The sequence below is a fragment of the Mixta tenebrionis genome, from assembly GCF_006517625.1.
Classification (GTDB): domain Bacteria; phylum Pseudomonadota; class Gammaproteobacteria; order Enterobacterales; family Enterobacteriaceae; genus Mixta; species Mixta tenebrionis.
In genome coordinates, this window is sequence record NZ_VHQI01000007.1 from 251,017 (window position 1) to 274,365 (window position 23,349).

General features: G+C 53.4%; 22 protein-coding genes. 20 read left to right on the forward strand and 2 right to left on the reverse strand.

Going from position 1 to position 23,349, the window contains the following annotated elements:
- Window positions 1–17: 17 nt before the first annotated feature.
- On the forward strand, window positions 18–215 hold the full coding sequence (locus tag FKM52_RS13575; protein WP_141176709.1) for a hypothetical protein: 198 nt from the start codon (window positions 18–20) through the stop codon (window positions 213–215).
- 40 nt (window positions 216–255) lie between these two features.
- On the opposite strand, the gene FKM52_RS13580 is transcribed toward FKM52_RS13575, so the two are convergent.
- On the reverse strand, window positions 256–1,131 hold the full coding sequence (locus tag FKM52_RS13580; RefSeq protein WP_141176710.1) for a GTPase family protein: 876 nt from the start codon (window positions 1,129–1,131) through the stop codon (window positions 256–258).
- 98 nt (window positions 1,132–1,229) lie between these two features.
- Window positions 1,230–2,102, reverse strand: coding sequence for a hypothetical protein (locus FKM52_RS13585; RefSeq protein WP_141176711.1), 873 nt, complete (start codon window positions 2,100–2,102; stop codon window positions 1,230–1,232).
- A 509-nt stretch (window positions 2,103–2,611) separates the two neighbouring features.
- Between FKM52_RS13585 and FKM52_RS13590 the strand changes: the two genes are divergently transcribed.
- The 19 genes from FKM52_RS13590 to FKM52_RS13680 all read left to right on the forward strand — a co-directional run bounded on the left by FKM52_RS13590 (window position 2,612) and on the right by FKM52_RS13680 (window position 23,334).
- Complete coding sequence (locus FKM52_RS13590) at window positions 2,612–2,818, forward strand: helix-turn-helix transcriptional regulator (RefSeq protein WP_141176751.1); 207 nt, start codon at window positions 2,612–2,614, stop codon at window positions 2,816–2,818.
- A 103-nt stretch (window positions 2,819–2,921) separates the two neighbouring features.
- On the forward strand, window positions 2,922–3,515 hold the full coding sequence (locus FKM52_RS13595) for a hypothetical protein (RefSeq protein ID WP_141176712.1): 594 nt from the start codon (window positions 2,922–2,924) through the stop codon (window positions 3,513–3,515).
- Window positions 3,516–3,711: 196 nt separating this feature from the next.
- A complete protein-coding gene (locus FKM52_RS13600; RefSeq protein ID WP_141176713.1) occupies window positions 3,712–4,281 on the forward strand; it encodes a YagK/YfjJ domain-containing protein in 570 nt (189 codons plus the stop codon).
- Between the two features lie 176 nt (window positions 4,282–4,457).
- Window positions 4,458–4,880: a putative zinc ribbon protein gene (locus tag FKM52_RS13605; RefSeq protein WP_141176714.1), complete on the forward strand. Its 423-nt coding sequence runs from the start codon at window positions 4,458–4,460 to the stop codon at window positions 4,878–4,880.
- A complete protein-coding gene (locus FKM52_RS13610) occupies window positions 4,868–5,284 on the forward strand; it encodes a putative zinc ribbon protein (protein ID WP_141176715.1) in 417 nt (138 codons plus the stop codon). Before FKM52_RS13605 ends, FKM52_RS13610 begins: the two co-directional genes overlap by 13 nt.
- 78 nt (window positions 5,285–5,362) lie before the next feature.
- Window positions 5,363–5,800 (forward strand): YagK/YfjJ domain-containing protein, encoded by a 438-nt coding sequence (locus tag FKM52_RS13615; protein ID WP_141176716.1) that lies wholly within the window; start codon window positions 5,363–5,365, stop codon window positions 5,798–5,800.
- Between the two features lie 188 nt (window positions 5,801–5,988).
- Window positions 5,989–6,402, forward strand: a complete 414-nt coding sequence (locus FKM52_RS13620) for a DUF2913 family protein (RefSeq protein WP_246085530.1) — start codon at window positions 5,989–5,991, stop codon at window positions 6,400–6,402.
- 872 nt (window positions 6,403–7,274) lie between these two features.
- Window positions 7,275–7,775 (forward strand): type VI secretion system contractile sheath small subunit, encoded by a 501-nt coding sequence (tssB, locus tag FKM52_RS13625; protein ID WP_032664111.1) that lies wholly within the window; start codon window positions 7,275–7,277, stop codon window positions 7,773–7,775.
- A gap of 33 nt (window positions 7,776–7,808) precedes the next feature.
- Window positions 7,809–9,356, forward strand: a complete 1,548-nt coding sequence (gene tssC / locus FKM52_RS13630; RefSeq protein ID WP_141176717.1) for a type VI secretion system contractile sheath large subunit — start codon at window positions 7,809–7,811, stop codon at window positions 9,354–9,356.
- 18 nt (window positions 9,357–9,374) lie between these two features.
- The gene (gene tssK / locus FKM52_RS13635; RefSeq protein WP_141176718.1) at window positions 9,375–10,724 is read left to right on the forward strand and encodes a type VI secretion system baseplate subunit TssK; all 1,350 of its coding nucleotides are present in this window, start codon (window positions 9,375–9,377) and stop codon (window positions 10,722–10,724) included.
- Window positions 10,721–11,458, forward strand: coding sequence for a type VI secretion system protein TssL, short form (gene tssL / locus FKM52_RS13640; protein WP_032651250.1), 738 nt, complete (start codon window positions 10,721–10,723; stop codon window positions 11,456–11,458). The genes tssK and tssL overlap by 4 nt, the downstream gene beginning before the upstream one ends.
- Complete coding sequence (locus FKM52_RS13645; RefSeq protein WP_141176719.1) at window positions 11,458–13,140, forward strand: OmpA family protein; 1,683 nt, start codon at window positions 11,458–11,460, stop codon at window positions 13,138–13,140. Before tssL ends, FKM52_RS13645 begins: the two co-directional genes overlap by 1 nt.
- A gap of 4 nt (window positions 13,141–13,144) precedes the next feature.
- Complete coding sequence (gene hcp, locus FKM52_RS13650) at window positions 13,145–13,636, forward strand: type VI secretion system effector Hcp (protein ID WP_141176720.1); 492 nt, start codon at window positions 13,145–13,147, stop codon at window positions 13,634–13,636.
- Window positions 13,637–13,798: 162 nt separating this feature from the next.
- Window positions 13,799–16,477 carry a type VI secretion system ATPase TssH gene (tssH, locus tag FKM52_RS13655; RefSeq protein ID WP_141176752.1) on the forward strand — a complete coding sequence of 893 codons (2,679 nt, stop codon included), beginning with the start codon at window positions 13,799–13,801 and terminating at the stop codon, window positions 16,475–16,477.
- Window positions 16,470–18,821 (forward strand): type VI secretion system Vgr family protein, encoded by a 2,352-nt coding sequence (locus FKM52_RS13660; RefSeq protein WP_141176721.1) that lies wholly within the window; start codon window positions 16,470–16,472, stop codon window positions 18,819–18,821. Before tssH ends, FKM52_RS13660 begins: the two co-directional genes overlap by 8 nt.
- A gap of 11 nt (window positions 18,822–18,832) precedes the next feature.
- Window positions 18,833–21,061, forward strand: a complete 2,229-nt coding sequence (locus FKM52_RS13665; protein ID WP_246085531.1) for a hypothetical protein — start codon at window positions 18,833–18,835, stop codon at window positions 21,059–21,061.
- A gap of 5 nt (window positions 21,062–21,066) precedes the next feature.
- Complete coding sequence (locus FKM52_RS13670; protein WP_246085532.1) at window positions 21,067–21,888, forward strand: hypothetical protein; 822 nt, start codon at window positions 21,067–21,069, stop codon at window positions 21,886–21,888.
- A 25-nt stretch (window positions 21,889–21,913) separates the two neighbouring features.
- Window positions 21,914–22,171 (forward strand): PAAR domain-containing protein, encoded by a 258-nt coding sequence (locus FKM52_RS13675; RefSeq protein WP_032651267.1) that lies wholly within the window; start codon window positions 21,914–21,916, stop codon window positions 22,169–22,171.
- Window positions 22,172–22,173: 2 nt separating this feature from the next.
- Window positions 22,174–23,334 carry a hypothetical protein gene (locus tag FKM52_RS13680; protein ID WP_141176722.1) on the forward strand — a complete coding sequence of 387 codons (1,161 nt, stop codon included), beginning with the start codon at window positions 22,174–22,176 and terminating at the stop codon, window positions 23,332–23,334.
- The last annotated feature ends 15 nt before the right edge of the window (window positions 23,335–23,349 follow it).

Genomic DNA, 23,349 nt, shown 5'->3' on the forward strand with positions numbered 1-23,349 from the left:
ATCTCCGTATTGGGTAAGTGATTAATAAAGAAGGTATTACTGTAAATGAGGGTATTGACAGGTTGTGTCCGCAGCGCGTGGTGCAATACCTGGCGCAAAAAGGCAGCGCTGATGCACTGCAGACAGAAATGATGTACTTATGTCTGGTGGTATCTGCTGTTGGTGAGGACAGGTTGTGTCTGATGAATGAAAATCATCGGTTCAGCATCGAATAAACGAAACAATCCACTACCGACCTGAGGATGATTTATTCATTCAGAAGAAGATCCAGTCCCAGACGGCCCGCGCGACTGACATAACGGTTTCCCGCACGGTACGAATGACCGCCCGAACCGGTGCCGGAAGCAGAGGGGATGACTCAACGCCATCAAACACCTTTCCCACCGCATGGCTGAAGCTGTCCCTGGCCTGCTTTTTTACCGGCCCGGTGCAGAGCCTGCCATGCAACTGGGTTGCCAAAGGGCTGGTTGCCCGGTCAGGTAAACTGCGCATCATGGTTTCTACCATCTCCCCAATGCCCCATCCGGCCAGTGCTGACACCATGCAGACCGGATGATGTGGGTCAAACTGTGCCACGATAGCCGCCTGCTTTTCCCTGAGATTTACCCGTTGCTGCAAGGAAGGTGAATTTGTAACGGTATCCCATTCATGGCTAGGTGCCATTTTGTCCGCCTGGTTGATGACGAACAGAACCTGCTGTCGGTGATTTTTCATCACCCGATGCCAGAACTGTTCGTCCACGGATAATGCGCGATCGTCGGCTTTGATAACCCACAGCACCAGATCCATCTCCGGCAGAATACGGCGGTACAGCGCAGTATATTCATGATCCCGTTGCCCGCTTTCCCCCACACCCGGCAAATCCACGATAACGAGACTGCGGTCGCCGCTGTGCAGGCGAAAGCGTAACGCATCGCGGGTACAGGCATTCACATCGCTGACCGGAGACATTTCGCCCCGGAACAGTTCGTTGCACAGTGAAGATTTGCCTGCGCCCGTTTTCCCCATAATGCCAATTACCGGTTCGTGGTGTGCCAGCTTGTGGATGTGCTTAAGGATTTGCCCGCTAATAGCGACAGGTAGTGAAGACAGTGTTTTTTCAATGGCCTGCAGGCCGTCAGGTTTATACATACAAACTCCGTGAAGAAATTAAAAATCCCCGCTATCCGGTAAAGGATGCGGGGGATTCACGAAGATAATATCTGTCTGAAATTATTTTGAATGCTGTTTTATTTTCCTGCTTTGCTTTTGTAAAGCATATCCAGTGCGCTTTCAATTACCCGATCATTCGATATTGTTTCTTCTGTGGCGATGTACCTCAGGATATCATGGGCTTTTTGCGAAATATTCACATTCAGAGGTTTGAGATTTTTCTCAACCTTGTTTTTAATTCTGTTCTTCTGCGTCGACCAGGCACTCTTAAACTTCCTGATAAATAGTTCTACTGTATCAGGTGAATGCAGATTGTTTTTTCTCCAGATAAAATAACTGGTATAACACCAGGCCATGATTTCTTCAGGCGAGTCACCGCAAATACGGTTTGAGGAAATAATTGTGTTTTCCTGGAGGTGTTTTTTTAGCCATGAACAGACATCGACCTGTTTAGCATAAACATCCTTGAATAAATTATGCTTATCCATTAATTCAGCCCATTCTATACTTTTTTCTTTCATATAGTACGCAGGCGTAAACAGCATTAATGGCCAGTCGTCAATACAGCGTCGAATGGCATCCACTCTGACGTTATGAGCTGGTTGTAATGAGGTTGGTGATAAGTAGCTGGCGCTATTTTCAGTCCTGTAGCTTTTCAGTTCCTCATATAACTCGCAAACCAACCATAAACTGGCACGTGGATCCCGGTGATACCATTCAAGTTCATTTTCGGATGGAAAGGTTTCTGCGTATAACTGTTCCGTCTCAGCAAAGAATGTAATTACCGCCTGTTCTGCGGCACCTGCTGAAATCAGTGAACGCAGAACCCGTTGCTGATAGGTATGATAATCTTTATCCGCTGAACTGGATGGCAAATGATAATTTTTATCAGAAAGACGCTTTTCCAGATAGCTGATTTTGCCTCTGCCGTTCGACACTAATTTGACCATGCTCTTACCTCATCGCTTTTCATCACTAAGTGAATTTGTGTGACTTTGGGTCTTTTTAGCATGGTTTCAGCAGGGATATCAACCTGTTTCATGTGCATAATTTAGGGGGGAATGGAGGTTTTGTGATTTGCCGCGCGTAAATATCTTTTACCGATTGACATTCATATCATCACCCTGAAAGAGAGATGATTACCTGACAATGATGAAGGCATCGGGCGGAGGGGGCTTTCGCCCTCTGATATTTATTATTTTGTCTGCTCACTCTTGTTTCTACTATACGTAATGACAGGTACTCAGGCAATTATTCCTTTGCTGAGAGAGGTAAGAAGCGATGGAAACGATACATTTTGTTTTTTCCGATCGCGGTATACCAGTATGGAGGTGGGGAAGGGAACTGAGGTAAACATATCTCTCTTTTTTTACGTATTAGTCCGGTAAGTATGTCGGAGCAGTGGTCGTTATCAAACATCACTAATCCGGCTTACCTTTTATCACCGGAGAAAACAATCATGATTACCCGCCCCTCTCTTACCGAAGACCAGTTCGTTGACATGGCCTTTATCACCAGTCTGCTCCAGATGACAGACAAGTGGATATATAAGCTCATTAAGGATGGCTCTTTTCCCAAACCTATTAAACTGGGACGCAGTTCCCGCTGGTTAAAAAGCGAAGTGGAAGCATGGCTTCAGGAACGTATTAACCAGTCCCGCATGTAATTCACCTTACCCGCGTTAACTAAACCCGCAGCATAAAAATGATTATCCGGTTGCTCCGGAGGTTTTCTGCTGCCTGTCATTTAAGCCAGAAGGAATATGCACCATGAAAGATTACAAACCGCGTTACGAAGAACTTTATAAATATTACCAGATCTGGTTGGCCGATTTTACGAAGCTGACGGTCAGATCGGGTATGTGCCACCAGAATATCTACCACCATCATACCCTGACGGTTGGCAGCCTTAAGTTTCCGGGAGAGGAAGAGGTTATTGCTATTGTCCCTCAATGCCTGCACCGGATTATTTATGGCAGAGCTGCAGCCCCACTGACGGTTAATGATGACCTGAGCGTCAGTTTATTTACCCAGGAGCATCTGCTGGCTCACCATCCCATGCTGGAGGGGATTTTGCTGTCTGAGTGCGTGCGTTTAAAACAACGCCCTCTGGCAAATAAGCTCATCAGTTTGTTCCGGCAATTCAGCGGTAATGAGTTGCGTCTGAAGCTGGTCTGGCTGTGCTGGTACGATTTGATGCTGGGGAATTGCCTTGATGACTGGACCGACAACCTCAGGTTCAAAAAAGACAAAGAAATGGATATCTGGATCAATGACCGGCAGGCTGAAAACCCTGCGCTGACCAGTCTGATGGACGAGTATGTCTGCTTTGCATGGCGGACGACAGCTGAACCACTGAGTTAGGCTTCATCCATAGTCCTGCAAGGGATTTGAGGGTTATTGGGGAGTGAAAATTAATTTAGGTTAATTAATATAATTAATAGGCACTCCCTTTTTACAACCATCCCTCAATCCATGCAGTTCCCCCAGCCATGGCCCTTCCTGAAGGCCTGGTGTATTCCACTGGCTGGCCCTCGCCAGCACTAAAGAAACTCATCCTATGCAAAATAATCAACGATGGGAGCCAGACTGGTTTCTACAGTCACTCCTGAACAACCATATCGACAAACTGGTAGAGCGCTATTCCTGCCTGCGGGCATTCCGAATAGATCTGTTTTACCAGGATCATACCGCTAAGTATTTCCTGCGGGATCACCAGCAGCTCGAATGGGATATCCGAAAGCTGATGAACCATGTGATGCAACTCGAAGCGATGGTCGGTTTCTTCTGGGTTATCGAATGGACAGAAGACCATCACTATCATGCCCATGTCGTGTTCTGGCTGGATGGTAGTAAAACTCAGAATACCTATCCCTGGGCGCAGCAGGTCGGTTTGTACTGGAGTGATATCACTGACCGGGATGGCTGGTATCACCGGTGTGAGTTTAAAGAGCATTACGAAGCCAACATCAACATTCCGGTACGTTACAGCGACCCGGACAGTATCACCAACATCCGTCAGGTACTGGCGTATATGACCAAAATTCAACAAAAAGAGGGGATGCCGTTGTTTGGTTGCAACGAAGTTCCACCCCGCCCACCGACAGGTCGGCCACGACGCAATCTCTGAGAGTTTTTTACGTCACAACGCCTTAGTGTGACAACCACCGGACAGAAACGACTGCTAACGCAGACTTACTTCCCCTACTGACAATTCTTAACAAACCCGCCATTCACACCCAGACCACGCTGCCCGGACCGGGACGGCTGACGCCTGCGTGTCGTCTGGCGGTAAGGAACAATACTATGTACGCAAAATCTTTCATGGCCCTTGACGGTAATGGTCGCCTGACCGGAGCCCGTACTGCGCAGACTGCCCCTTACGACCGCTATACCTGCCACCTCTGCGGCAGTGCGCTGCAATACCATCCTGAATACCAGACCGAACGCCCGTGGTTTGAACACCGGCATGACACACTGACGGAGAACGGGCGACAGCACTGCCCGTATGTTAATCCTGAACTGAAAGAAATCCGACATACCCGGCAACTGCAATTTTATGTACCGGATGCCCGTCCACTGATTTTCCCTGCTGACTGGCACTGCAGTGGTTGTGACAGTGAGTACCACGGTGAACGTTACTGCCAGACTTGCCGGACCGGTGAGTACAGTCGGTTGCCTGCTGAAGCTGAAAAGCGGACTACGGAGGTGACGACATGCGTATGCTGAAATGTTACCTGGCAAATAACCGCGAAGGTCATTTTATGACGGCTGACGAGGCTATGAGCGCACCGGGGCAGGTATGGACTTGTGTATCCTGTGGTTGTCGCCTGGTGCTGCATGCTGGCACCTTCAGCGACCCGGCGTGGTTTGAACACGATACGCGGACCGTGGCCCGGGATGTGCTGATGAACTGTGCCCATCTCGACCCGGAAGTGAAAGCCGGGGCCCGGCACAGGAAGCTGCGCAATATGCTCAACGGACTGGATGCTACGGTGATGACGCTGTCCTGGTACTGTGTGTGGTGCGGCGACCATTATCAGGGCGTGAAGCACTGTTACCGATGCCAGACCGGTATCTACAGCATCGAAGAAGTGAACTGGCAGAGAAACTACTGCTGCAGTACCGGATAGTCCTCCCTCGCCTTTATGAACCAGATACCGCCGCACTGGCGGGGTCTTCCCTGATTTAACCCAAAGAGAGTCTGCATTGTGAATCATTCTTACACACGGGCTTCTGATGCTGTCAGCGCGGATGCCGTCAGTACGCGTGCATTTCTGCAACAGGCCGTTGACCATTACCCGCGACTGGCGGCATTCAGCTTTACGCTGAAATTGCCGTATCGAGAAACCATGAGCGAATACCGGTCATTGATTCTGCGTTTTCATACTGAAGTCTGGCAGCGCACCGGCGAATATTCGCGCCAGCGTCAGCAGGCGCGCCAGAGTTCACCGCCAACGATCCTGCGATGGATGTGGGAGTCTGCCAGTGCACCAGAGCGCAAAATACTGCTGCTGATGAATCTTGATACGCTGGGGGCCTTGCGCGATGGGGTCGTACAGCAAGACATGAGCAGGATACTCAGAGAGGCATGGTGTGCGGTGATACACACTGATAATAACGTTACCAGCATGTCATCTTTCAGATAAGAACGCTTTTACCGTGCCGTTTGGCCGGTTGAAGGCCGGAATGGATAACATGGTACCTCCCGTGATTACGGCCAGAACGGGTGTTATTTGCCCGTGAGCGTACTGGTTACCGTGATGATGTTCCGTCTGACCCCACACGATCACTTTTTGGTCTTTTCCGGTACCCTCAGCACCGATATAATTCCCTGATGAAAAGAACTCACGATACTCTACCTCCGGAACAAACCGTCGCTGAACTTGCACATTTTGCCTGGTGCGCCCTTGTCGCATTACGTACCGTGCAGCAGGATGGCAAGGCATTGTCGCCACTCAGCACGCATACATTTTTGCTACGCTGGTTAGCGGTGGCGTATAAGCAAAAACGGTTTCCACGAGCCATTGCATCCGATATTGAAGGGTTACTGGCACTGGGGCGCAACAACGGCCTGGCTGCCAGTTTGCTTAATCGCCTTGAATATCTGTGGCGTTCCTGCACAGGTTCTGTTTCCGCTCAATCGGATCTGTATCGACTGACGTACGCAATTGAACAGCTTAAATCTCAGGGCTGGATCAATGCCGTGGTAAGTGACAAAGACTGGGGCAGTGAAGCGCTTCTGGTCTAGGAATACAGCGATACGAATGCACTGCTGGTAAGGAAGTCGGCTCTGACCTGTGGATTTTCGGATGAGGGCAAACTGGTTGCGCCGGTTGAGTTTCTGGTGACGGGCAACCTGTCAGCATGTACAGAGGTTTTTCAGACCCATCTCCTCCCGTCTGTCATGATGGCATCGAACCGGATCGCATTACAACCTGAGCAATAGGACAAATATTCTCAACGCATCAGGTAATCTGAAATTCCCTGAATGGCAGGTATCCAGATCGTGCTCACCTCCTGGTATTAAGGGATGTGTTAAGGGCTGTCGTGAAATTTCCTTTCTTCTGTCGAAAACAAAGAAGCCCCGTTTAAATGAATAATAAGAAATGATGAAAACCTGAAAATGTCGTCAATTTTTCACTTGCTCAGTCACGTCTGCTTCTCATTTTTGATAAAAGTACAAAATCAGATATTTTACGTGATTGGTGGTATTTTGTACAAAACCTTCCCCTAAGCTAAATTGATCATTTGCTGCACACCCTTATCCCATAAGGCCTGAAGGGGTTATGCAAGAAAATCCTTATAAATCAGAAAGATGATCTTTTATTGTTAAAGCTTATAAATGTAAAGTTTTGTTACATTTTTTCATTTCCGATCTGGCAGGGAACGTTCCTACACTCCGGCTATTGGGTCTTATCCGAAATTTTTCATTTCAGACAAATGCTCAAAAATACAGTGTCGGCATGCTGGTGGATGGAATGGCGCCCGCTTTTTAGTTCCGGTATTTTTATTTACGTCGGATGACGCGAACCGGAAAGTTGTTCTGGCAGGGTAATTTTTTCTTATTTTATTTCTCACTGGCATTGACCGTTTCTATTACTCCATAGAACAGGGACAGCCATGTCTAACTCTTCCTTTCAGTCCGAAATCCCTAAAGCGCGTATTAATTTAAAACTTGATTTGCACACAGGTGGCGCGAGCAAGAAAACGGAGCTCCCCCTGAAATTGCTGGTGGCGGGCGACTTCAGTAATGGTCAGGAGTCTGCGCCCCTGTCTGAGCGCAAAAAAGTTGATTTGAATAAAAATAATTTCGATTCAGTGTTGTCCGAATATTCCCCAAACGTCAGTCTGACCGTTAAAAACACGCTTGCTGATGACGGCAGCGAAGACAACATAAGTCTCACCTTCCGGAGCATGAAAGATTTTACCCCAGAGCAGGTCTCCCGGCAAATCCCTCAGCTGAAGGCGATGCTGTCCATGCGCAATCTGCTTCGCGATTTAAAAGCGAACCTGCTGGACAACCAGGCTTTCCGTAAAGAGCTGGAAAAAATTCTGCTCGATCCGGCGTTAAGCGCAGAACTTCGCTCAGAGCTGTCTGCTCTGGCACCGAAACAGCCATAACGGTCACGATGATTTAACGGATTAATAAGGAAGATGCTGATGTCTGTAAAAAATGAGAATGCGGCTGGTGGCGAAAGCGTGGTGCTGGAACGTCCTGCTGCGGGCGGGGTTTATGCGTCCCTGTTTGAAAAAATCAACCTGAACCCGGTGTCCGAGCTGAGCGCGCTGGATATCTGGCAGGACGCGCAGGCGATGTCGGATGCAACGGCGGATGAACGTTTAACCGCGGGGATGCAGGTGTTCTTGGAGTGCCTGACCAAATCGGGCTCAAAAGTTGAAAAACTCGACAAAAACCTGATTGACCACCATATCGCGGAGCTGGACTACCAGATTAGCCGTCAGCTGGATGCGGTCATGCACAGCGAAGAGTTCCAGGCGGTAGAGAGCCTGTGGCGCGGCGTTAAATCATTGATTGATAAAGCGGATTTTCGCCAGAACGTAAAGGTGGAGCTGCTGGATATGTCCAAAGAAGACCTGCGTCAGGACTTCGAAGACAGCCCGGAAATCATCCAGAGCGGACTGTATAAACATACATATATTGATGAGTATGATACCCCGGGTGGTGAGCCGATTGCCGCACTGATTTCTGCCTACGAATTTGATGCGTCTGCGCAGGATGTTGCCCTGCTGCGCAATATTTCAAAAGTTTCCGCCGCTGCCCACATGCCGTTTATCGGCTCCGCTGGCCCGAAATTCTTCCTGAAAGACAGCATGGAGGAAGTGGCAGCCATCAAAGATATTGGTAACTACTTCGACCGTGCGGAGTACATCAAGTGGAAATCCTTCCGCGAGACGGACGATGCCCGCTATATCGGCCTCGTGATGCCGCGCGTGCTGGGTCGCCTGCCGTATGGCCCGGACACCGTGCCGGTGCGCAGCTTCAACTACGTTGAAGAAGTGAAGGGTCCGGATCATGACAAATACCTGTGGACCAACGCCTCGTTTGCCTTTGCATCCAACATGGTTCGCAGCTTTATTAATAACGGCTGGTGTGTACAAATTCGTGGCCCGCAGGCGGGTGGTGCCGTCCAGGACTTACCAATCCATCTGTATGACCTGGGCACCGGCAATCAGGTCAAGATCCCGTCAGAAGTGATGATCCCGGAAACCCGCGAATTTGAATTTGCCAACCTCGGTTTCATTCCGCTGTCCTACTACAAGAATCGCGATTACAGCTGCTTCTTCAGCGCTAACTCTACCCAGAAGCCGGCACTGTATGACACCGCGGATGCCACGGCCAACAGCCGTATCAACGCCCGTCTGCCGTACATTTTCCTGCTGTCCCGTATTGCGCATTACCTGAAGCTTATCCAGCGCGAAAATATTGGCACCACCAAAGACCGCCGTCTGCTGGAGCTCGAGCTCAACACTTGGGTGCGCAGCCTGGTGACCGAAATGACCGACCCTGGCGACGAGCTTCAGGCTTCCCACCCGCTGCGCGATGCGAAAGTGGTGGTGGAAGACATCGAAGACAACCCGGGTTTCTTCCGCGTGAAGCTGTATGCCGTGCCGCACTTCCAGGTGGAAGGGATGGACGTCAACCTGTCACTGGTTTCCCAGATGCCGAAAGCCAAATCGTAAGGCGAGGGGAAATCAGGGATGAAAATTCATCGTCCGTTATGGAACGAAGGGGCCCTACTGGCCCCGCAGCAGTTCCAGCAGCAGTCTGAGTGGGACGCACTTTCCCGGGCCGGTGTTGCCGCCCGTGGCAGTGCGTTCCCCTGGGGCGTCGGTCAGATAGAGCTGGATGAGGCGATGCTGGCCTCCGGTCGGGTCCAGGCGCAGTCGCTGCGTCTGTGGCTTCCGGATGACACGCTGGTTGATACCCGGTTCAGCGACCTGCCACCGGAGCCGCGGGAAATCGAGGCTCCGGCTTCTGCCGGTAATGGCCCGGTGACGGTGTATGTGGCGTTGCCGGTTATGCAGGCCGGGATCGTGAATGTGCAGTCTGACACGGTGCCGGCAGAGCGTCCGCTGCGCTATCGGGAAGCCTGGGAGACGATCGCCGATCGTTTCGGCCAGGAAGAAGAGTCGATGGCGGTGGCCCGCTTTAATCTGGCCTTTCGTTTCGGACATGAAGACAACGGTGCATGGGATACCTGCGCCGTTGCCCGTCTGTTACGGGACGGGCAGGGGGGCTGGCGTCAGGATCCGGATTTTATCCCGCCAATGGCGCTGTTCTCGGCCAGCCGTGGATTGTGTGAGCGACTGGCGCTGTTAAACCGTCAGCTGCGCTCACGCCGTCAGCGTCTGATGTCCATGCGCCGCGAGAGTAATGACCGGATGGCCGATTTTGCGGTCGCCGACGTGTCGCTGTTCTGGCTGCTCAATGCCCTGAACTCTCATGCCCGTGTGCTCTCGGAATATGAGCGCTTCCCGGACCGACATCCTGAGCAGGTCTGGGCGGAGCTGGCGCGTCTTGCCGGCAGTATGCTGACCTTCTCGCTGGAGCATGACCTGGATGCCATTCCGGGGTATAACCACCGCCTGCCTGAAAACACCTTCCCGCCATTGTTTGATCTCATCAGCGAACTGCTGGAAGCAAGCCTGCCGTCACGCGTGGTGGCAGTCAGAATGGACCGGATGGATCCGGAAACCTGGAAAGCGGTACTGCACGATATCCGTCTGCGTGATGAAGCCGATTTCTATCTGTCTGTTCGTTCTAACCAGCCTGCCTGGCAGATTGCCGAACGTTTTGCGGAAGTCTGTATTGCCGGAGCCCCGGCAAATGTAGGTGAGGTCTCGGGCGTGGCCGTGGAAGGGATCGGCCTGATTGCGCTCAGCCGCGTACCAGCTGCACTGCCGGTACGTCTGGAGAATCAGTATTTTGTGCTGGATATGGAGAGCGATGCCGCGCGTGAAATGCTCGATCAGGGGGTTTGTGTGTTCTACGTTCCGTCCGTGCTTGGTGAGCTGGAGCTGGAACTGTTTGCGGTGCTGCGCTCATGAAAAAAGACACCGATATTGATGCCCTGATGGCTGAAACCTGGCTCACCGTGGCGCAGTTGCGTCACGGTGGTGAGGTCACCGATGGCCCGGCGCTTTACGCTGCCTGTAAAGGGCAGGTGGACAGCGTGCGGGAAGCGCTGGAGCGTGCTGGGTATGACAGTGAAAGCATTGATCACATCACCTATGCCCAGTGCGCCCTGCTGGATGAAACCGTCCTGAACCGCAAGCCTGTAGATAAGTCGCCTGCATTCGGGGCCGGTAAGCTGCCGTCGCCAGTGGCTGAAGAAGCAGACACCACTCCGGTCGTCACGCTGGATGCGGCCCAGAAAGCCTGGCGTTCAGCGCCGTTACAGACCGTCTACTTCGGCACCCTGCGTGCCGGTGGTGCGCTGTACGACCGTATCGCAGAAGTGTTGCGCCAGCCAGCTCCGGAGCCTGCGGTGCTGACGTGCTACCAGCGGGTACTGGCGCTGGGATTCCAGGGGCAGTACAGCCTGTCCGGGGTGGGGCAATCCCGTCGTGATGAGGTGATCGCTGCACTTAATGAACGCGTCCCGGCGCTGGAAATTGCTGCCTCCCTGGTGGTGCACAAAACCGGACGACGTCGCTACAACCTGCTGCGCTCGGTCTGGTTCTGGATTGTGCTGGCCGTCGTGCTGACCGGTGCGGTGTGGCTGGGTGGTCATCTCTGGCTGCAGGACCTGCTGCACCAGCAACTGCCGGAGCTGCGCTGATGGGAGGACGAACGCTTGCCCGTGCGGCGTTACCGGTGCTGGTTTGTCTGGCTGCCGTGCTGTGGCTGGTATGGGGCTTTCTGGCCTGGGGGGGAACAGGTAAATCACTGCTGACGCTGGCGGCGCTGCTGGTTTGCGGGTGGATAATCCTCCGACGTTACCGTCACCTGCAGCCGGCTCAGCAGGTGGAGAATGCCGGTGACTTTCCACCGGAAGATCATACCGGACCGGTGGTGCTGGTCTGCGGGGATGTGGATGACAACATGTTCGCGCCGGGACCTTTCCGACGCACGACCCAGGGCTGGTACCTCCGGGTGGCAGAGCTGACTGAGCTGATGACGCTGGCCACCCGTTTGCTGGCTCGCTCCCCGGTAATGGCTGGTCAGCTGTCGGTGATGTACCGCTGCCTGCCGGACAGCCATGACGACGAGGCGCAGCTGCGGGCGTCCCTGAAAGCACTGCGCCTGCAGGTGAAGCAGCTTCGCGGACTGACCGGGTATGACGTTCCGGTGGTGCTGAATGCAGAATTCAGTGGCCCGGAGACGCCGTGGATAGTGGTACGGGGTACGACGTCTCTGGTGTGCCCGGAAGACGAACCGGCGATGACGCTCAGTGAGTGGCAGCGTACGGCACAGACTGCCACCGTTCAGCCGTTTCTCACCCAGGCCACCGCGATGCTTCACTCGGTCATGCTGGATGAACTGGGCAAATCCGACCGACTGTGTCCGGCGATACGCCCGTTTGCCGTCACACTGCGTCTGGGGCTGATACAGACTGCTGCCAGCGCTCTGTGGTCGCAGTGGCTGTTCCGCCTGACCCGCATTTCTCCTGCGATCCGTGTCTGTGCGCATGAGCAGCGCTGGCATTTTGCCGATCCGGTGTTGCCGCTGCTGATACCGTACACCACACCGTTACAGGGCGGTAAAACCGGACGTCGGGTGGTGGTGGTCCTGATGCTGTGCGCACTCGGTGCCCTCGCGCTGTCTGTTATGCATAACCAGACCCTCATCCGCCGGGTGGCTGCCGATCTGCACCGCTGGCAGGCCATTCCGATGGATCACTACGCGCCGAAAGCCCGGTCGCTGCACGCCCTGCAGCAGGATGCATTGCTACTGGAGCGCTGGCAGCGTCAGGGGGTTCCGCAACGCTATGGTCTGGGGCTGTATCCGGGCGAACGCCTGTGGCTCGCGGTTCAGCAGACGATTGATACGTATGTGCCACCGCCGCTGCCACCGAAGCCGAAACCCAGACCGGTACCGAAGATTATTCGTCTCGACAGCATGTCGCTGTTCGATTCCGGCAAGTCCGTGTTGAAGAGCGGTTCGACCAAAATGCTGGTCAATTCCCTGGTGGGGATCAAGGCCAAACCGGGTTGGCTGATTGTGGTCAGTGGTTACACCGACAACACCGGTAACCCGGAACTGAATCAGACGCTGTCTCTGAAGCGTGCTGAGTCGGTACGTAACTGGATGCGGGATACCGGTGATGTGCCGGAAAGCTGTTTTGCGGTGCAGGGCTATGGCGAAAGCCGTCCCGTCGCAACCAATGACACCCCGGAAGGGCGTACGCTCAACCGTCGTGTCGAAATCAGTCTGGTACCGCAGGCCGACGCCTGCCAGATACCGGGCAAACCCTCAGCGTCATCGCAGGATGATGACGCATCACAACACAATGGAGAGTAATTCCATGGCAATTCCTGTTTATCTCTGGCTGAAAGACGATGGCGGCGCGGACATTAAAGGGTCTGTTGACGTTCAGGATCGTGATGGCAGCATCGAAGTGGTGGCGCAGGAGCATAACCTGTATATCCCGACCGATAACAACACCGGCAAGCTGACCGGTACGCGTATCCACACGCCGTTCAAATTCACCAAAGAAATCGACTCCTCCAGCCCGTACCTTTACAAGGCGGTGACCACCGGTCAGACCCTGAAGTCTGCGGAATTCAAGTGGTACAAAATCAACGACGCAGGTCAGGAAGTCGAGTACTTCAACACGAAGTTAGAAAACGTGAAAGTGGTGAAAGTGAATCCGGTCATGCATGACATCAAGGATCCTTCTTACGAGAAGCACAACCACCTTGAGCAGATCGAGCTGCGCTACGAAAAAATCACCTGGACCTACAAAGACGGCAACATTATTCATTCCGATTCCTGGAACGAACGCGCCACCGCGTAAGTCACGAGCGGACGGAGTCTCTCTGTCCGCTTTTTTGTTTTGCATAACGCCTGCCTCGCGGACGTTCTGCAAAGCAGCCATACATTTTATCAGCACTGACCTTATGGGCATCGGGTAACGGCCAGGGGCGGTAGCGTGTCAAAAAGAGAGGGAATGAAATCCATGGAAAATCCAGCCGTTCTGTTACGCCGCCTGAATCCTTACTGTGCCCGTGCGATGGAAGGGGCGGCCTCGCTCTGCCAGACCCGTGCGCATGCGGAAATCCTGCCTGAGCACTGGCTGCTGAAGCTGCTTGAGCAGGGTGAAGGTGACCTGACGGTGCTCGCCCGTCGCTACGAGTGGGATATGGATGCGCTGTGGCAGGATTTGCTCGGCTGGCTGGATAATCAACCGCGCTCGGTGCGCCACCGCCCACAGCTCTCGGAAAACATTCAGATGCTGATGCAGGAAGCCTGGTTGCTGGCCTCTCTCAATGGTGAAGAGCACATTCGCGGCATTCATCTGCTGATGGCCCTGACCGGTAAACCGAAACTGCTGCGTTGTGACGGTCTGTGGCCGATGCTGACCCTGGCACAAAGTCAGCTGGAGCGTCTGCGTCCACTGCTGGATGCGCAGTCGGACGAACGTCCGGAAGTGCAGCAGGAAGCGGAACTGGCCAACACGGGTGACGATGTGGAAATGGTCGGCCGTCCGGTCGGTGCCAGTGATAACACAACCATAAAGGACGGTGAACTGTCACCGGCACTGCAGAACGCGCTGGATAAGTTCACCCTCGACGTCACCGCCAAAGCCAGAGAGGGCAAGATTGACCCGGTGTTTGGTCGCGACACCGAAATCCGCCAGATGGTGGATATTCTCTCCCGCCGCCGCAAAAACAACCCGATCCTGGTCGGTGAGCCGGGCGTCGGTAAAACCGCCCTGGTGGAAGGACTGGCGCTACGCATCTCAGAAGGCAACGTGCCGGAAAGCCTGAAAACCGTTATGCTGCGAACTCTGGACCTCGGTCTGCTGCAGGCGGGCGCGGGCGTAAAAGGTGAGTTCGAACAGCGCTTTAAAAACGTGATTGATGCCGTGCAGCAGTCACCTGTGCCGATTTTGCTGTTTATCGACGAAGCGCACACCATTATCGGGGCGGGCAACCAGGCGGGCGGCGCAGATGCGGCCAACCTGCTGAAACCTGCTCTTGCACGTGGTGAACTGCGTACCATTGCCGCCACCACCTGGTCTGAATACAAGCAGTACTTCGAGCGTGATGCTGCGCTGGAGCGTCGCTTCCAGATGGTGAAGGTGGACGAGCCGGACGATGATACCGCCTGCCTGATGCTGCGCGGCCTGAAATCCCGCTACGCCGAACACCACGGCGTGCACATCACTGACGATGCAGTACGCGCCGCCGTTACGCTTTCACGCCGCTATCTGACGGGCCGCCAATTGCCGGACAAAGCCGTTGATCTGCTGGATACCGCCAGTGCCCGCGTGAGGATGAGCCTCGACACGGTACCGGAGGCACTGACCCAGTACCGTGCGCAGCTCACCTCGCTTGAAATCGAAAAGCAGGCCCTGCTGGAAGACATCGCGCTGGGCAGCAACCAGCACGGCGAACGTCTGGCGGCGATTGAACAGCAGCAGAACGACCTGATTGTCGAACTCGATATTCTGGAGAGTCAGTATGGTCGCGAGCTGAGCCTGACGGAACAGCTGCTCGAAGTGCGCCAGGACATCAGCCGCCAGGCCGATATCACCACTCTGCAAAACCAGCTGTCGGCGCTGCAGGGCAACTCACCGCTGCTCTCTATGGATGTGGACACCCGAACCGTGGCGAACGTGATTGCCGACTGGACCGGCGTGCCGCTCTCCTCGCTGATGAAGGACGAACAGACCGAACTGCTGACCCTGGAAGCTGAAATCGGTAAGCGCGTGGTCGGTCAGGAAGCGGCGCTGAATGCTATTGCCCGGCGTCTGCGTGCGGCCAAAACCGGCCTGACGTCTGAGAACGGTCCTCAGGGCGTGTTCCTGCTGGTCGGCCCAAGCGGCGTGGGTAAAACCGAGAGTGCGCTGGCGCTGGCGGATGTGCTGTACGGCGGTGAAAAATCCCTTATCACCATCAACCTCTCCGAATACCAGGAGCCACATACCGTTTCCCAACTGAAAGGTTCCCCGCCGGGGTATGTGGGTTACGGCCAGGGCGGTATTCTGACCGAGGCGGTACGAAAACGTCCGTACAGCGTGGTGCTGCTTGATGAGGTGGAAAAAGCGCACCGCGACGTGATGAACCTGTTCTATCAGGTTTTCGACCGCGGCTTTATGCGCGACGGCGAAGGACGTGAAATCGACTTCCGCAATACCGTCATTCTGATGACCTCCAACCTCGGCAGCGACCACATTATGCAGCTGCTGGATGAACAGCCGGACGCCAGCGAAGGTGATCTCCATGAACTGCTGCGCCCGATCCTGCGCGATCACTTCCAGCCCGCGCTGCTGGCCCGTTTCCAGACCGTGATTTACCGCCCGCTGGCGGAAGCGGCGATGCGCACCATTGTGGAAATGAAACTCGACCAGGTGAGCAAGCGCTTACAGCGTCACTACGGCTTGACAACACACATCGGTGACAGTCTCTACGATACGCTAACCGCTGCCTGTCTGCTGCCGGATACCGGGGCACGTAATGTTGACAGCCTGCTCAACCAGCAAATCCTGCCGGTACTGAGTCAGCAGCTGCTCACTCACATGGCTGCGAAGCAAAAACCGCACAGTCTGACGCTTGGCTGGGATGAGGAAGAGGGCATCGTGCTGGAGTTTGATGCCGAGCAGAATACCCAACAGGAGGTGAACGATGACTGAACGCTTAAGCAGCCTGGCGCAGAAGGCGACTGATGAAGCCCTGGGTCTGTCACGCTACCGGGTGGATGTGCATGAGTGTCCGCATTTCCTGGACGTGCTGCGCTTTCGGGCCAGCGAATCACTCAGCCAGCCGTGGCGTTACGAGGTCACCGTTACCTGTGCGGCAAGTATTGCCAGCAGTGAAGTCATGTTGAAACCGGCATCCTTCACCTTCCAGACACCTTTGTTTGATGGTACGCCAGCGGTGCCGGTACGCACAGTATACGGCGTGGTGGATACATTCCGTCGGATCTCGATGTCAGGGGATGAAATCACCTATGCCCTGCGCATCGTGCCGCGTATAGCCCTGATGCAGCACACTCATCGCAGCGAAGTGTATCTGAATCAGTCGGTGCCGGAAGTGGTGGAGCAAATTCTCCGCTCCCATGGTCTCGAAGGGGCGGACTTTGAGTTTCGCCAGTTGCAGCATTATCCGGTCCGTGAACTGATCACCCAGTGGCGCGAGACGGATCTCGAATTTATCCAGCGCCTGCTGGCGGAAGTGGGCATTTTCTGGCGTTTTGAGATGGACAGCCGCATTGAACAGGATGTGGTGATTTTCCAGGACAGCCAGATGCAGTATCAGTTTGGCGTAAAACTCCCGGTGATCCCGCCCTCACGCACCAGTGATAACGGTCAGGAGAGCGTCTGGGATATCAGCCCGGAAGACCATGTGGTCACCGGAAGTGTGGCGAACCGCGACTATAACTACCGTGAAGCGCTGACGCCGCAGGACAGTTCGGCGACCGTCCGCCAGGAAGGCGGGGCCACCACCGGCGAGACCTACCACTACGCGGAGCCGTTTTTGAGTGAAGGGGATGCAGACACCCCGGAAGGCGGTGCCTGGTTTGCCCGTCTCCGTCATGAGCGCGCACTCAACGCACAACAGCTTGTCACCGGGCGTTCCAGTAGTCCGGTTCTGGCCCCCGGCGAAGTGCTGGAAGCCCAGGGCAATGTCCCTGAATCGCTGAAAGATGGCATTGTCATCACCGGTGTTCATACCTCCGGGGCACGCGATAAAGGTTTTCAGCTGCGCTTCACGGGGATCCCTTACAGCGAAACCGTCTGCTATCGCCCGGCACTGTTGAAGCGTCCGGTTGTCGCCGGTACGTTACCTGCCCGGGTGGAAAGCGACGAGAAGGGCGACACTTATGCGTATCTGGACAACCAGGGCCGTTACCGGGTTCGTCTTGATTTTGACCGCAGTGAGACGGAGCAGGGATACGCCTACCTCTGGCTGCGAATGGCCAAACCCTATGCCGGAGACACCTACGGCTTTCACTCACCGCTGCTCGATGGGACTGAAGTCTCCGTGATGTTTGACAGCGGTGATCCGGACAGGCCCTACATCGCCCACGCCCAGCATGATTCTGAACACCCGGATCACGTCACCCGCGACAATTACACGCGAAACGTCTGGCGCACGGCGGGGGATAACAAACTTCGCCTGGAAGATAAGCGTCAGGAAGAGCATTTCAAGCTCGCCACCCCGTTTGGTAAGACCCAATTAAATGGTGGTCACGTCGTGGACAACCAGCGTGAGCAGCGCGGGACCGGTTTTGAGCTGCGTACCGATGAATTCGGGGCGCTGCGTGCAGGACGGGGAATGTTCCTGACCGCAGATGCACAGCCGGCAGCGCAGGGAAAAGTGCTGGACATGGCACCGGCTATTGAACGCCTGAACCAGTCAGCAGCAGAAATGAAGCGGCTCAATCTTCTCGCGCAGCAGGCTCAGGCGCTCACCTGTGACCTGGAAACCCAGAACAGCCTGCTGGAAAACCGTCTGAGAGACCTCCAGTCAGCTGCACTGTTGGGGAGTGCGCCGCAGGGCGTTGCTTTCACATCGGGTGAGCACCTTCAGATGACGAGTAAACATAACACCATCCTGAGTGCGGGTCAGCATCTCGATATGGGGGCGATGAAGAACATCACGCTGTCCGCCAGCGAGTCTGTCGGGCTTTTTGCTCATCAGTCCGGGGCGAAGATGATTGCTAATCAGGGTGATGTTGAAATCCGCGCAGAGGCGAGTTCGATGGAGATGACATCGGAGCTGCTGTTTACCATCAGCAGTAACAAGGATGAACTGCTCATCAGTGCGCCTAAACTGCGACTTAACGGCGGCGGCTCCAGTATCACGCTGGACAACGGCGGCATTCTGGAAGAAACCCCGGGGGATTACCTGGTCAAATCTGCGCATTATCGCTCACCGATGGCGGGTGGCAGCATGGACATTACGCCGCCTAAGTTTAGCCAGACAAACGCCAGCGTGACGCCGCCCAAAACACGTAATATCCCTTCACGTTAAGGATAACCGAAATGAAGATCTGTTTTCCTGCCCGAAAAGCGAATGGTGAGCAGTACACCACAGTGGATGACATGATGCAGCCGCTCTGTCAGGAGCCGCATGGCTCCTGGCTGGCCGGAACAAATAACATGTGGCACGGCGGGATCCACATCACCAGCAAGAGCGCCCCGGGTTCCGTGCTGACAAGCGAGACGGCAGACACGGCGGTACCGCTTCAGTTTATGGCGGGCGGTGAAGTGGTGGCCTGGCGTATTAATCAGGACTATCTGACCGGTAAATACATCAATAACCCGCTGCAGTATTCCAGTACGTTTGTGCTGGTCAAATCGACCTGTACCCCCGATCCCGAAAAGAAGGACAACAGCCTCGATTTTTACGCGCTGTATATCGGGCTTGCTCCGCTGTCTGCCTTTCCGGAGCACAAGCTGTATCAGGTTACTGACAAGGGGGACGGGCTGAGTCAGCGTGAATACACCGGCCAGGAAAAAGACGGAGATAAGGCACCGGTTGCGAAGAATAAACTGAAAACGGGCGACTGCGTCATTGTGCTGCGTGAGATCACTTTCGATCTGAAGGGGCAGACACAGACGTTCGGGCTTGCCCGGATGCTGAACAGCAAATCCGAAATGATCGGCGGGGCGTTCTGGATGGCGCTTGACCCGCAATATGTGACCCCCGCAGGTGAGCAGAGAGCGCACTTGCCAGCCTGGATGCAGCAGGCGGTTGCACAGGGCACATTTGATACCGTTGTTAAACCTGCAACCAGACTGGAGGTTGCAGCAGGTGATGCTGTGGGCTACCTTGCGGAAGACATTGCCCCCTGCGACTTACACGGTGTGGAGAAAAGTGCGTTCGTACACATTGAAGTGCTCAGCACCGACAGCCGGATGATCGACTTTCTCAGCAATAAGGCACAGGTGAAGAGCGGCCCGAAATACGTTTATATCCACCCGGAAAGTTTCATTTATAGCCGTTCCGGCGATAACTTCACCCAAACCAAAGGACAGGTGAAGAAAGATATTCACAAAATTATGGTGCAGGATAAATGCCATCCGTTCAAAGACAGCAGTGGCAAGCGCTGGTTTGATATCGGGGACGGGGCCTGGCTCAGCGAAGACGATGTCGATGCGGATATCGGCCAGTACGACCTGGATAAACTGGGCTTTAAAGCATTTGAAGAGCCGTCCACATCCGATATGACGAAATCCCTGCATGAAGGCTGGATTAAAGACGGGTTTACCAGAATTGCAGAGTGGGTACGCCCTGAGCGTGGTATCCGGGAAAAACAGGTCTCTGACTACTACAAAGCCCTGCTGCGGAAAATGGACAGCGATAACAGTGGCGACCTTTCCGGCGAAGAACTGCGTCATGCGGTTAATTACGCGGAGCTGGATGTCAGGGATATTGCGGCGCGAATGGTGGTCAGACACGACAGTGAATGGTTCGGTGGCAGCAGCCATCATCGATGGAGAACGTTTTTAAAACAGTTGGATCCCCTCTGTGTCAGCTATGTCAGACAGTGGTTTGACGACATGGAATGGATGAGCAAGGTGGAGGGATTCAGCAGTGGGGAACCTGTCTGGCATATGCATCCGGTGATTTTTTTGAATGCGCTTTCTGATGGCGAGGAAATGATCACCTACGAGCAATTAAAAGCAATGCTTCCTGCCGACAAAGAAAAATATGTACAGATTTATCTTGAACCTCTAAATGAAACAATGAAGCTGTTTGAAATAAATACCCCTTTGAGAAAAGCGCATTTTATGGCGCAGATCCTTCATGAAACTGGCTTCTTTAAATATACTGAAGAAACTGCATCAGGAAAAGCCTACGAAGGTCGTAGTGATTTAGGTAACAATCAAGCTGGAGATGGTCCCTTGTTTAAAGGGAGGGGGTTATTACAAATTACAGGCCGTGATAATTATACAAAATGTCAGCGGTATCTAAGAACCAAACTTAACGACAACTCATTCGATATAACATCAACAACAGCTAAGGCTAGCCACCTTTCAAACAACCCAAGGTATGCGGCATTAGCATCTGGTTACTTTTGGAGATACATAAAACCTAAGTTAAACAGTTCGGCTGATAAAGATGACATATACTGGGTGTCAGTTTATGTTAATGGCTGGGCTGTACAAAAGAAACCTTATTATCCTGACAAAGCTAAAGAACCGAACCACATGGATGATCGAGTGGCAAAACTATCGATAGCTAAGAATGCATTTGGTCTGGAGTGATTGAAATGAAAAAAATACTATTATTGTCTGTTTGTGTGTTTTCTTTTTTTTGCAATGCATCCGAAGAAGTTAATGCTGAATATACTATAACTTCCTTATATAACGGCACAATAGGGAAAAGTAACATCACAATGAGCCTTACTGCATCCAGCGGGACGTATTCTGGTGTTTATATTTATAATAAATTCAAGAAAAACATATTGCTAAACGGAACGTCCTCTGCCGACTCGGTTGTATTGAATGAGAAAGTAGGTGAAAGTACAGCAGTGATAACGCTCAAACCTACAGTAGATGGATACAAAGGTCAGTGGTGTGGGAAAAAATGTCTTCCTATAACCCTTTTAACTCATGATTCATTTAAAGACGGTCTGTTGAGTGGTGTAAAAATATCTGATTCTGAGAATGGTGGTTCCGAACTGAAGTTGGAATTCAATGGTAAAGTTGAAAATATATCCTTGCCGGAATCTATTGACACTCCTACCATCGATTTTATAGATGTTAGTGGTGATGGTTTTTATGACGTAATTGCCAGGACTGATCACAGGCCAAATAATGGGAGTCAGAGTGTGTATATTTCAACCAATAAAGGCTTTGTGGAGCAGAAGTTATTAAGCGGCGTAAATGGTACGTTGACATACAGACCATTCACTAAAAATATAGTGTTTGATTCAAAGGATGATTGCTGCGAGAAGTATAGCAAAGCTATTTACTCATTCGACAATGACAAGCTTGTTAAAATTAATGATATGTCTTTTGATTATTCAAACGATAAAGGTCATTCTGAAAATGGTAGTGAAGTTTCAAAATCCATGTTTGAGTCTTATTGACTATAAATAATATCAAGGGAAGTATATGCAAGGAATAATCCGGTTAGGCGATAAAACCACTCACGGTGGTGCAGTGCTGTCCTGCTCAACAACCATGTTCTTCGGTGATATCGGCGTAGCTCGCAAAGGTGATCGTGTTTCCTGCCCTGAGCATGGCGACACCACAATCGTCGAAGGTCACCCAAATTATCGCGATCGGGGTGTCCCTGTGGCGTTCCACGGCCACAAGTGTGGCTGTGGCTGCACGCTTATCAGCTCACTGCCCAATGCCCTGGTGGGCTAAACGTGCCGGTTGAACTTGAGCGCATTCCCGCGCAGGAGAAACTGCCGCCCCGTCCGCGTTTTAAACGCTGGCTGCTCCTGGGTATTGTGATGCTGCTGGCAGGGACTGCGGCCACCTTCCCTTTATGGAAAAGCGAGCGCGCTGGTGCAGCTTTTTGGGGGCTGGCAACAGGATTGCCTGTCGTGTTGTGGGGCTTACTGGTTGTCGGGCGCTATTTTGGCTACGTGCTCCTTCGTGACCGTTGTGAAAGAAAAAACGCCACAACCGCTGCCCGGTACCGCGCAGACGTTGAGCGCGGGCAGCGCTTTGCCTGGCTTATCGGTGAAGGCCTGATTAACGGGTTGGGGTCTGCCAGTCTGATGACGCATGAGGCTGTGTTAGCCAAAAAGCCCCTGATGATGCCCTGCGAACCCGTTAATGGTGGCAACCCGGTTCGTCACCGGGCGCTGGCCGCTACCGGAGAGATGACTGACCGGGAAGCGCATTATTTTCAGGAGGTAATCGCCCATGTCCGGAATCTGGTGGCGTTGCTCCCTCCGACGCTGACCTGCTATCTGGCGGTGGATACCGGTGAACAGTTTTCGACACTGCCGTCGCTCCTGCAAAAAAGCGTTACTCATCCACTGGTGCGCATTCGCGACCTGACGGGGCTGGAAATCCTCGACTACTGGCTGGACTGCCATTATGACCGTGCTGCTGCGTTACTGGTGGTCAGCGCTCAGCTTTACGAACACCCGCCAGAGGACAGTGGCGAGGCCATTTCCGTGTTACTGCTGACCAACTGCCGTCTGAAGGATATCCCGGACGTGTCAGTCAAAGTTCACCGGCCGCAGATATGTCGCGATGGCAATCTGAATCTGGCATTTGAGCGCGTCATGATGTGGTCAGGGCTTGATAAAACCAGTCTGAAGCGGGCCTGGACCAGCGGCGGTCAGATGGCCTCCGGCGATATCTTCAGCAAGGCCCGGGAGGCACATGCCCCGGGGCTTAAAGCCGATAAAATTACCCATATTGATACGGTTGTCGGGTTTGCGGGTGTTGCCGCTCCCTGGCAGGCGTTACAGCTGGCGACCCGTCAGTGTTTGAGCGACAGCGAAGCTCAGCTAATTGTCACCGAACTTTCAGAAGACAACCGACAACTCTGTATTGTCACCCCGGAATAACTCTCAAGGGATTGC

Bases quoted from the DNA above. Each gene is read 5' to 3' on its own strand.
- FKM52_RS13580 (WP_141176710.1), bottom strand. From the start codon at position 1,131: ATGTATAAACCTGACGGCCTGCAGGCCATTGAAAAAACACTGTCTTCA.
- FKM52_RS13585 (WP_141176711.1), bottom strand. From the start codon at position 2,102: ATGGTCAAATTAGTGTCGAACGGCAGAGGCAAAATCAGCTATCTGGAA.
- FKM52_RS13590 (WP_141176751.1), top strand. From the start codon at position 2,612: ATGATTACCCGCCCCTCTCTTACCGAAGACCAGTTCGTTGACATGGCC.
- FKM52_RS13595 (WP_141176712.1), top strand. From the start codon at position 2,922: ATGAAAGATTACAAACCGCGTTACGAAGAACTTTATAAATATTACCAG.
- FKM52_RS13600 (WP_141176713.1), top strand. From the start codon at position 3,712: ATGCAAAATAATCAACGATGGGAGCCAGACTGGTTTCTACAGTCACTC.
- FKM52_RS13605 (WP_141176714.1), top strand. From the start codon at position 4,458: ATGTACGCAAAATCTTTCATGGCCCTTGACGGTAATGGTCGCCTGACC.
- FKM52_RS13610 (WP_141176715.1), top strand. From the start codon at position 4,868: ATGCGTATGCTGAAATGTTACCTGGCAAATAACCGCGAAGGTCATTTT.
- FKM52_RS13620 (WP_246085530.1), top strand. From the start codon at position 5,989: ATGAAAAGAACTCACGATACTCTACCTCCGGAACAAACCGTCGCTGAA.
- tssB (WP_032664111.1), top strand. From the start codon at position 7,275: ATGTCTAACTCTTCCTTTCAGTCCGAAATCCCTAAAGCGCGTATTAAT.
- tssC (WP_141176717.1), top strand. From the start codon at position 7,809: ATGCTGATGTCTGTAAAAAATGAGAATGCGGCTGGTGGCGAAAGCGTG.
- tssK (WP_141176718.1), top strand. From the start codon at position 9,375: ATGAAAATTCATCGTCCGTTATGGAACGAAGGGGCCCTACTGGCCCCG.
- tssL (WP_032651250.1), top strand. From the start codon at position 10,721: ATGAAAAAAGACACCGATATTGATGCCCTGATGGCTGAAACCTGGCTC.
- FKM52_RS13645 (WP_141176719.1), top strand. From the start codon at position 11,458: ATGGGAGGACGAACGCTTGCCCGTGCGGCGTTACCGGTGCTGGTTTGT.
- hcp (WP_141176720.1), top strand. From the start codon at position 13,145: ATGGCAATTCCTGTTTATCTCTGGCTGAAAGACGATGGCGGCGCGGAC.
- tssH (WP_141176752.1), top strand. From the start codon at position 13,799: ATGGAAAATCCAGCCGTTCTGTTACGCCGCCTGAATCCTTACTGTGCC.
- FKM52_RS13660 (WP_141176721.1), top strand. From the start codon at position 16,470: ATGACTGAACGCTTAAGCAGCCTGGCGCAGAAGGCGACTGATGAAGCC.
- FKM52_RS13665 (WP_246085531.1), top strand. From the start codon at position 18,833: ATGAAGATCTGTTTTCCTGCCCGAAAAGCGAATGGTGAGCAGTACACC.
- FKM52_RS13670 (WP_246085532.1), top strand. From the start codon at position 21,067: ATGAAAAAAATACTATTATTGTCTGTTTGTGTGTTTTCTTTTTTTTGC.
- FKM52_RS13675 (WP_032651267.1), top strand. From the start codon at position 21,914: ATGCAAGGAATAATCCGGTTAGGCGATAAAACCACTCACGGTGGTGCA.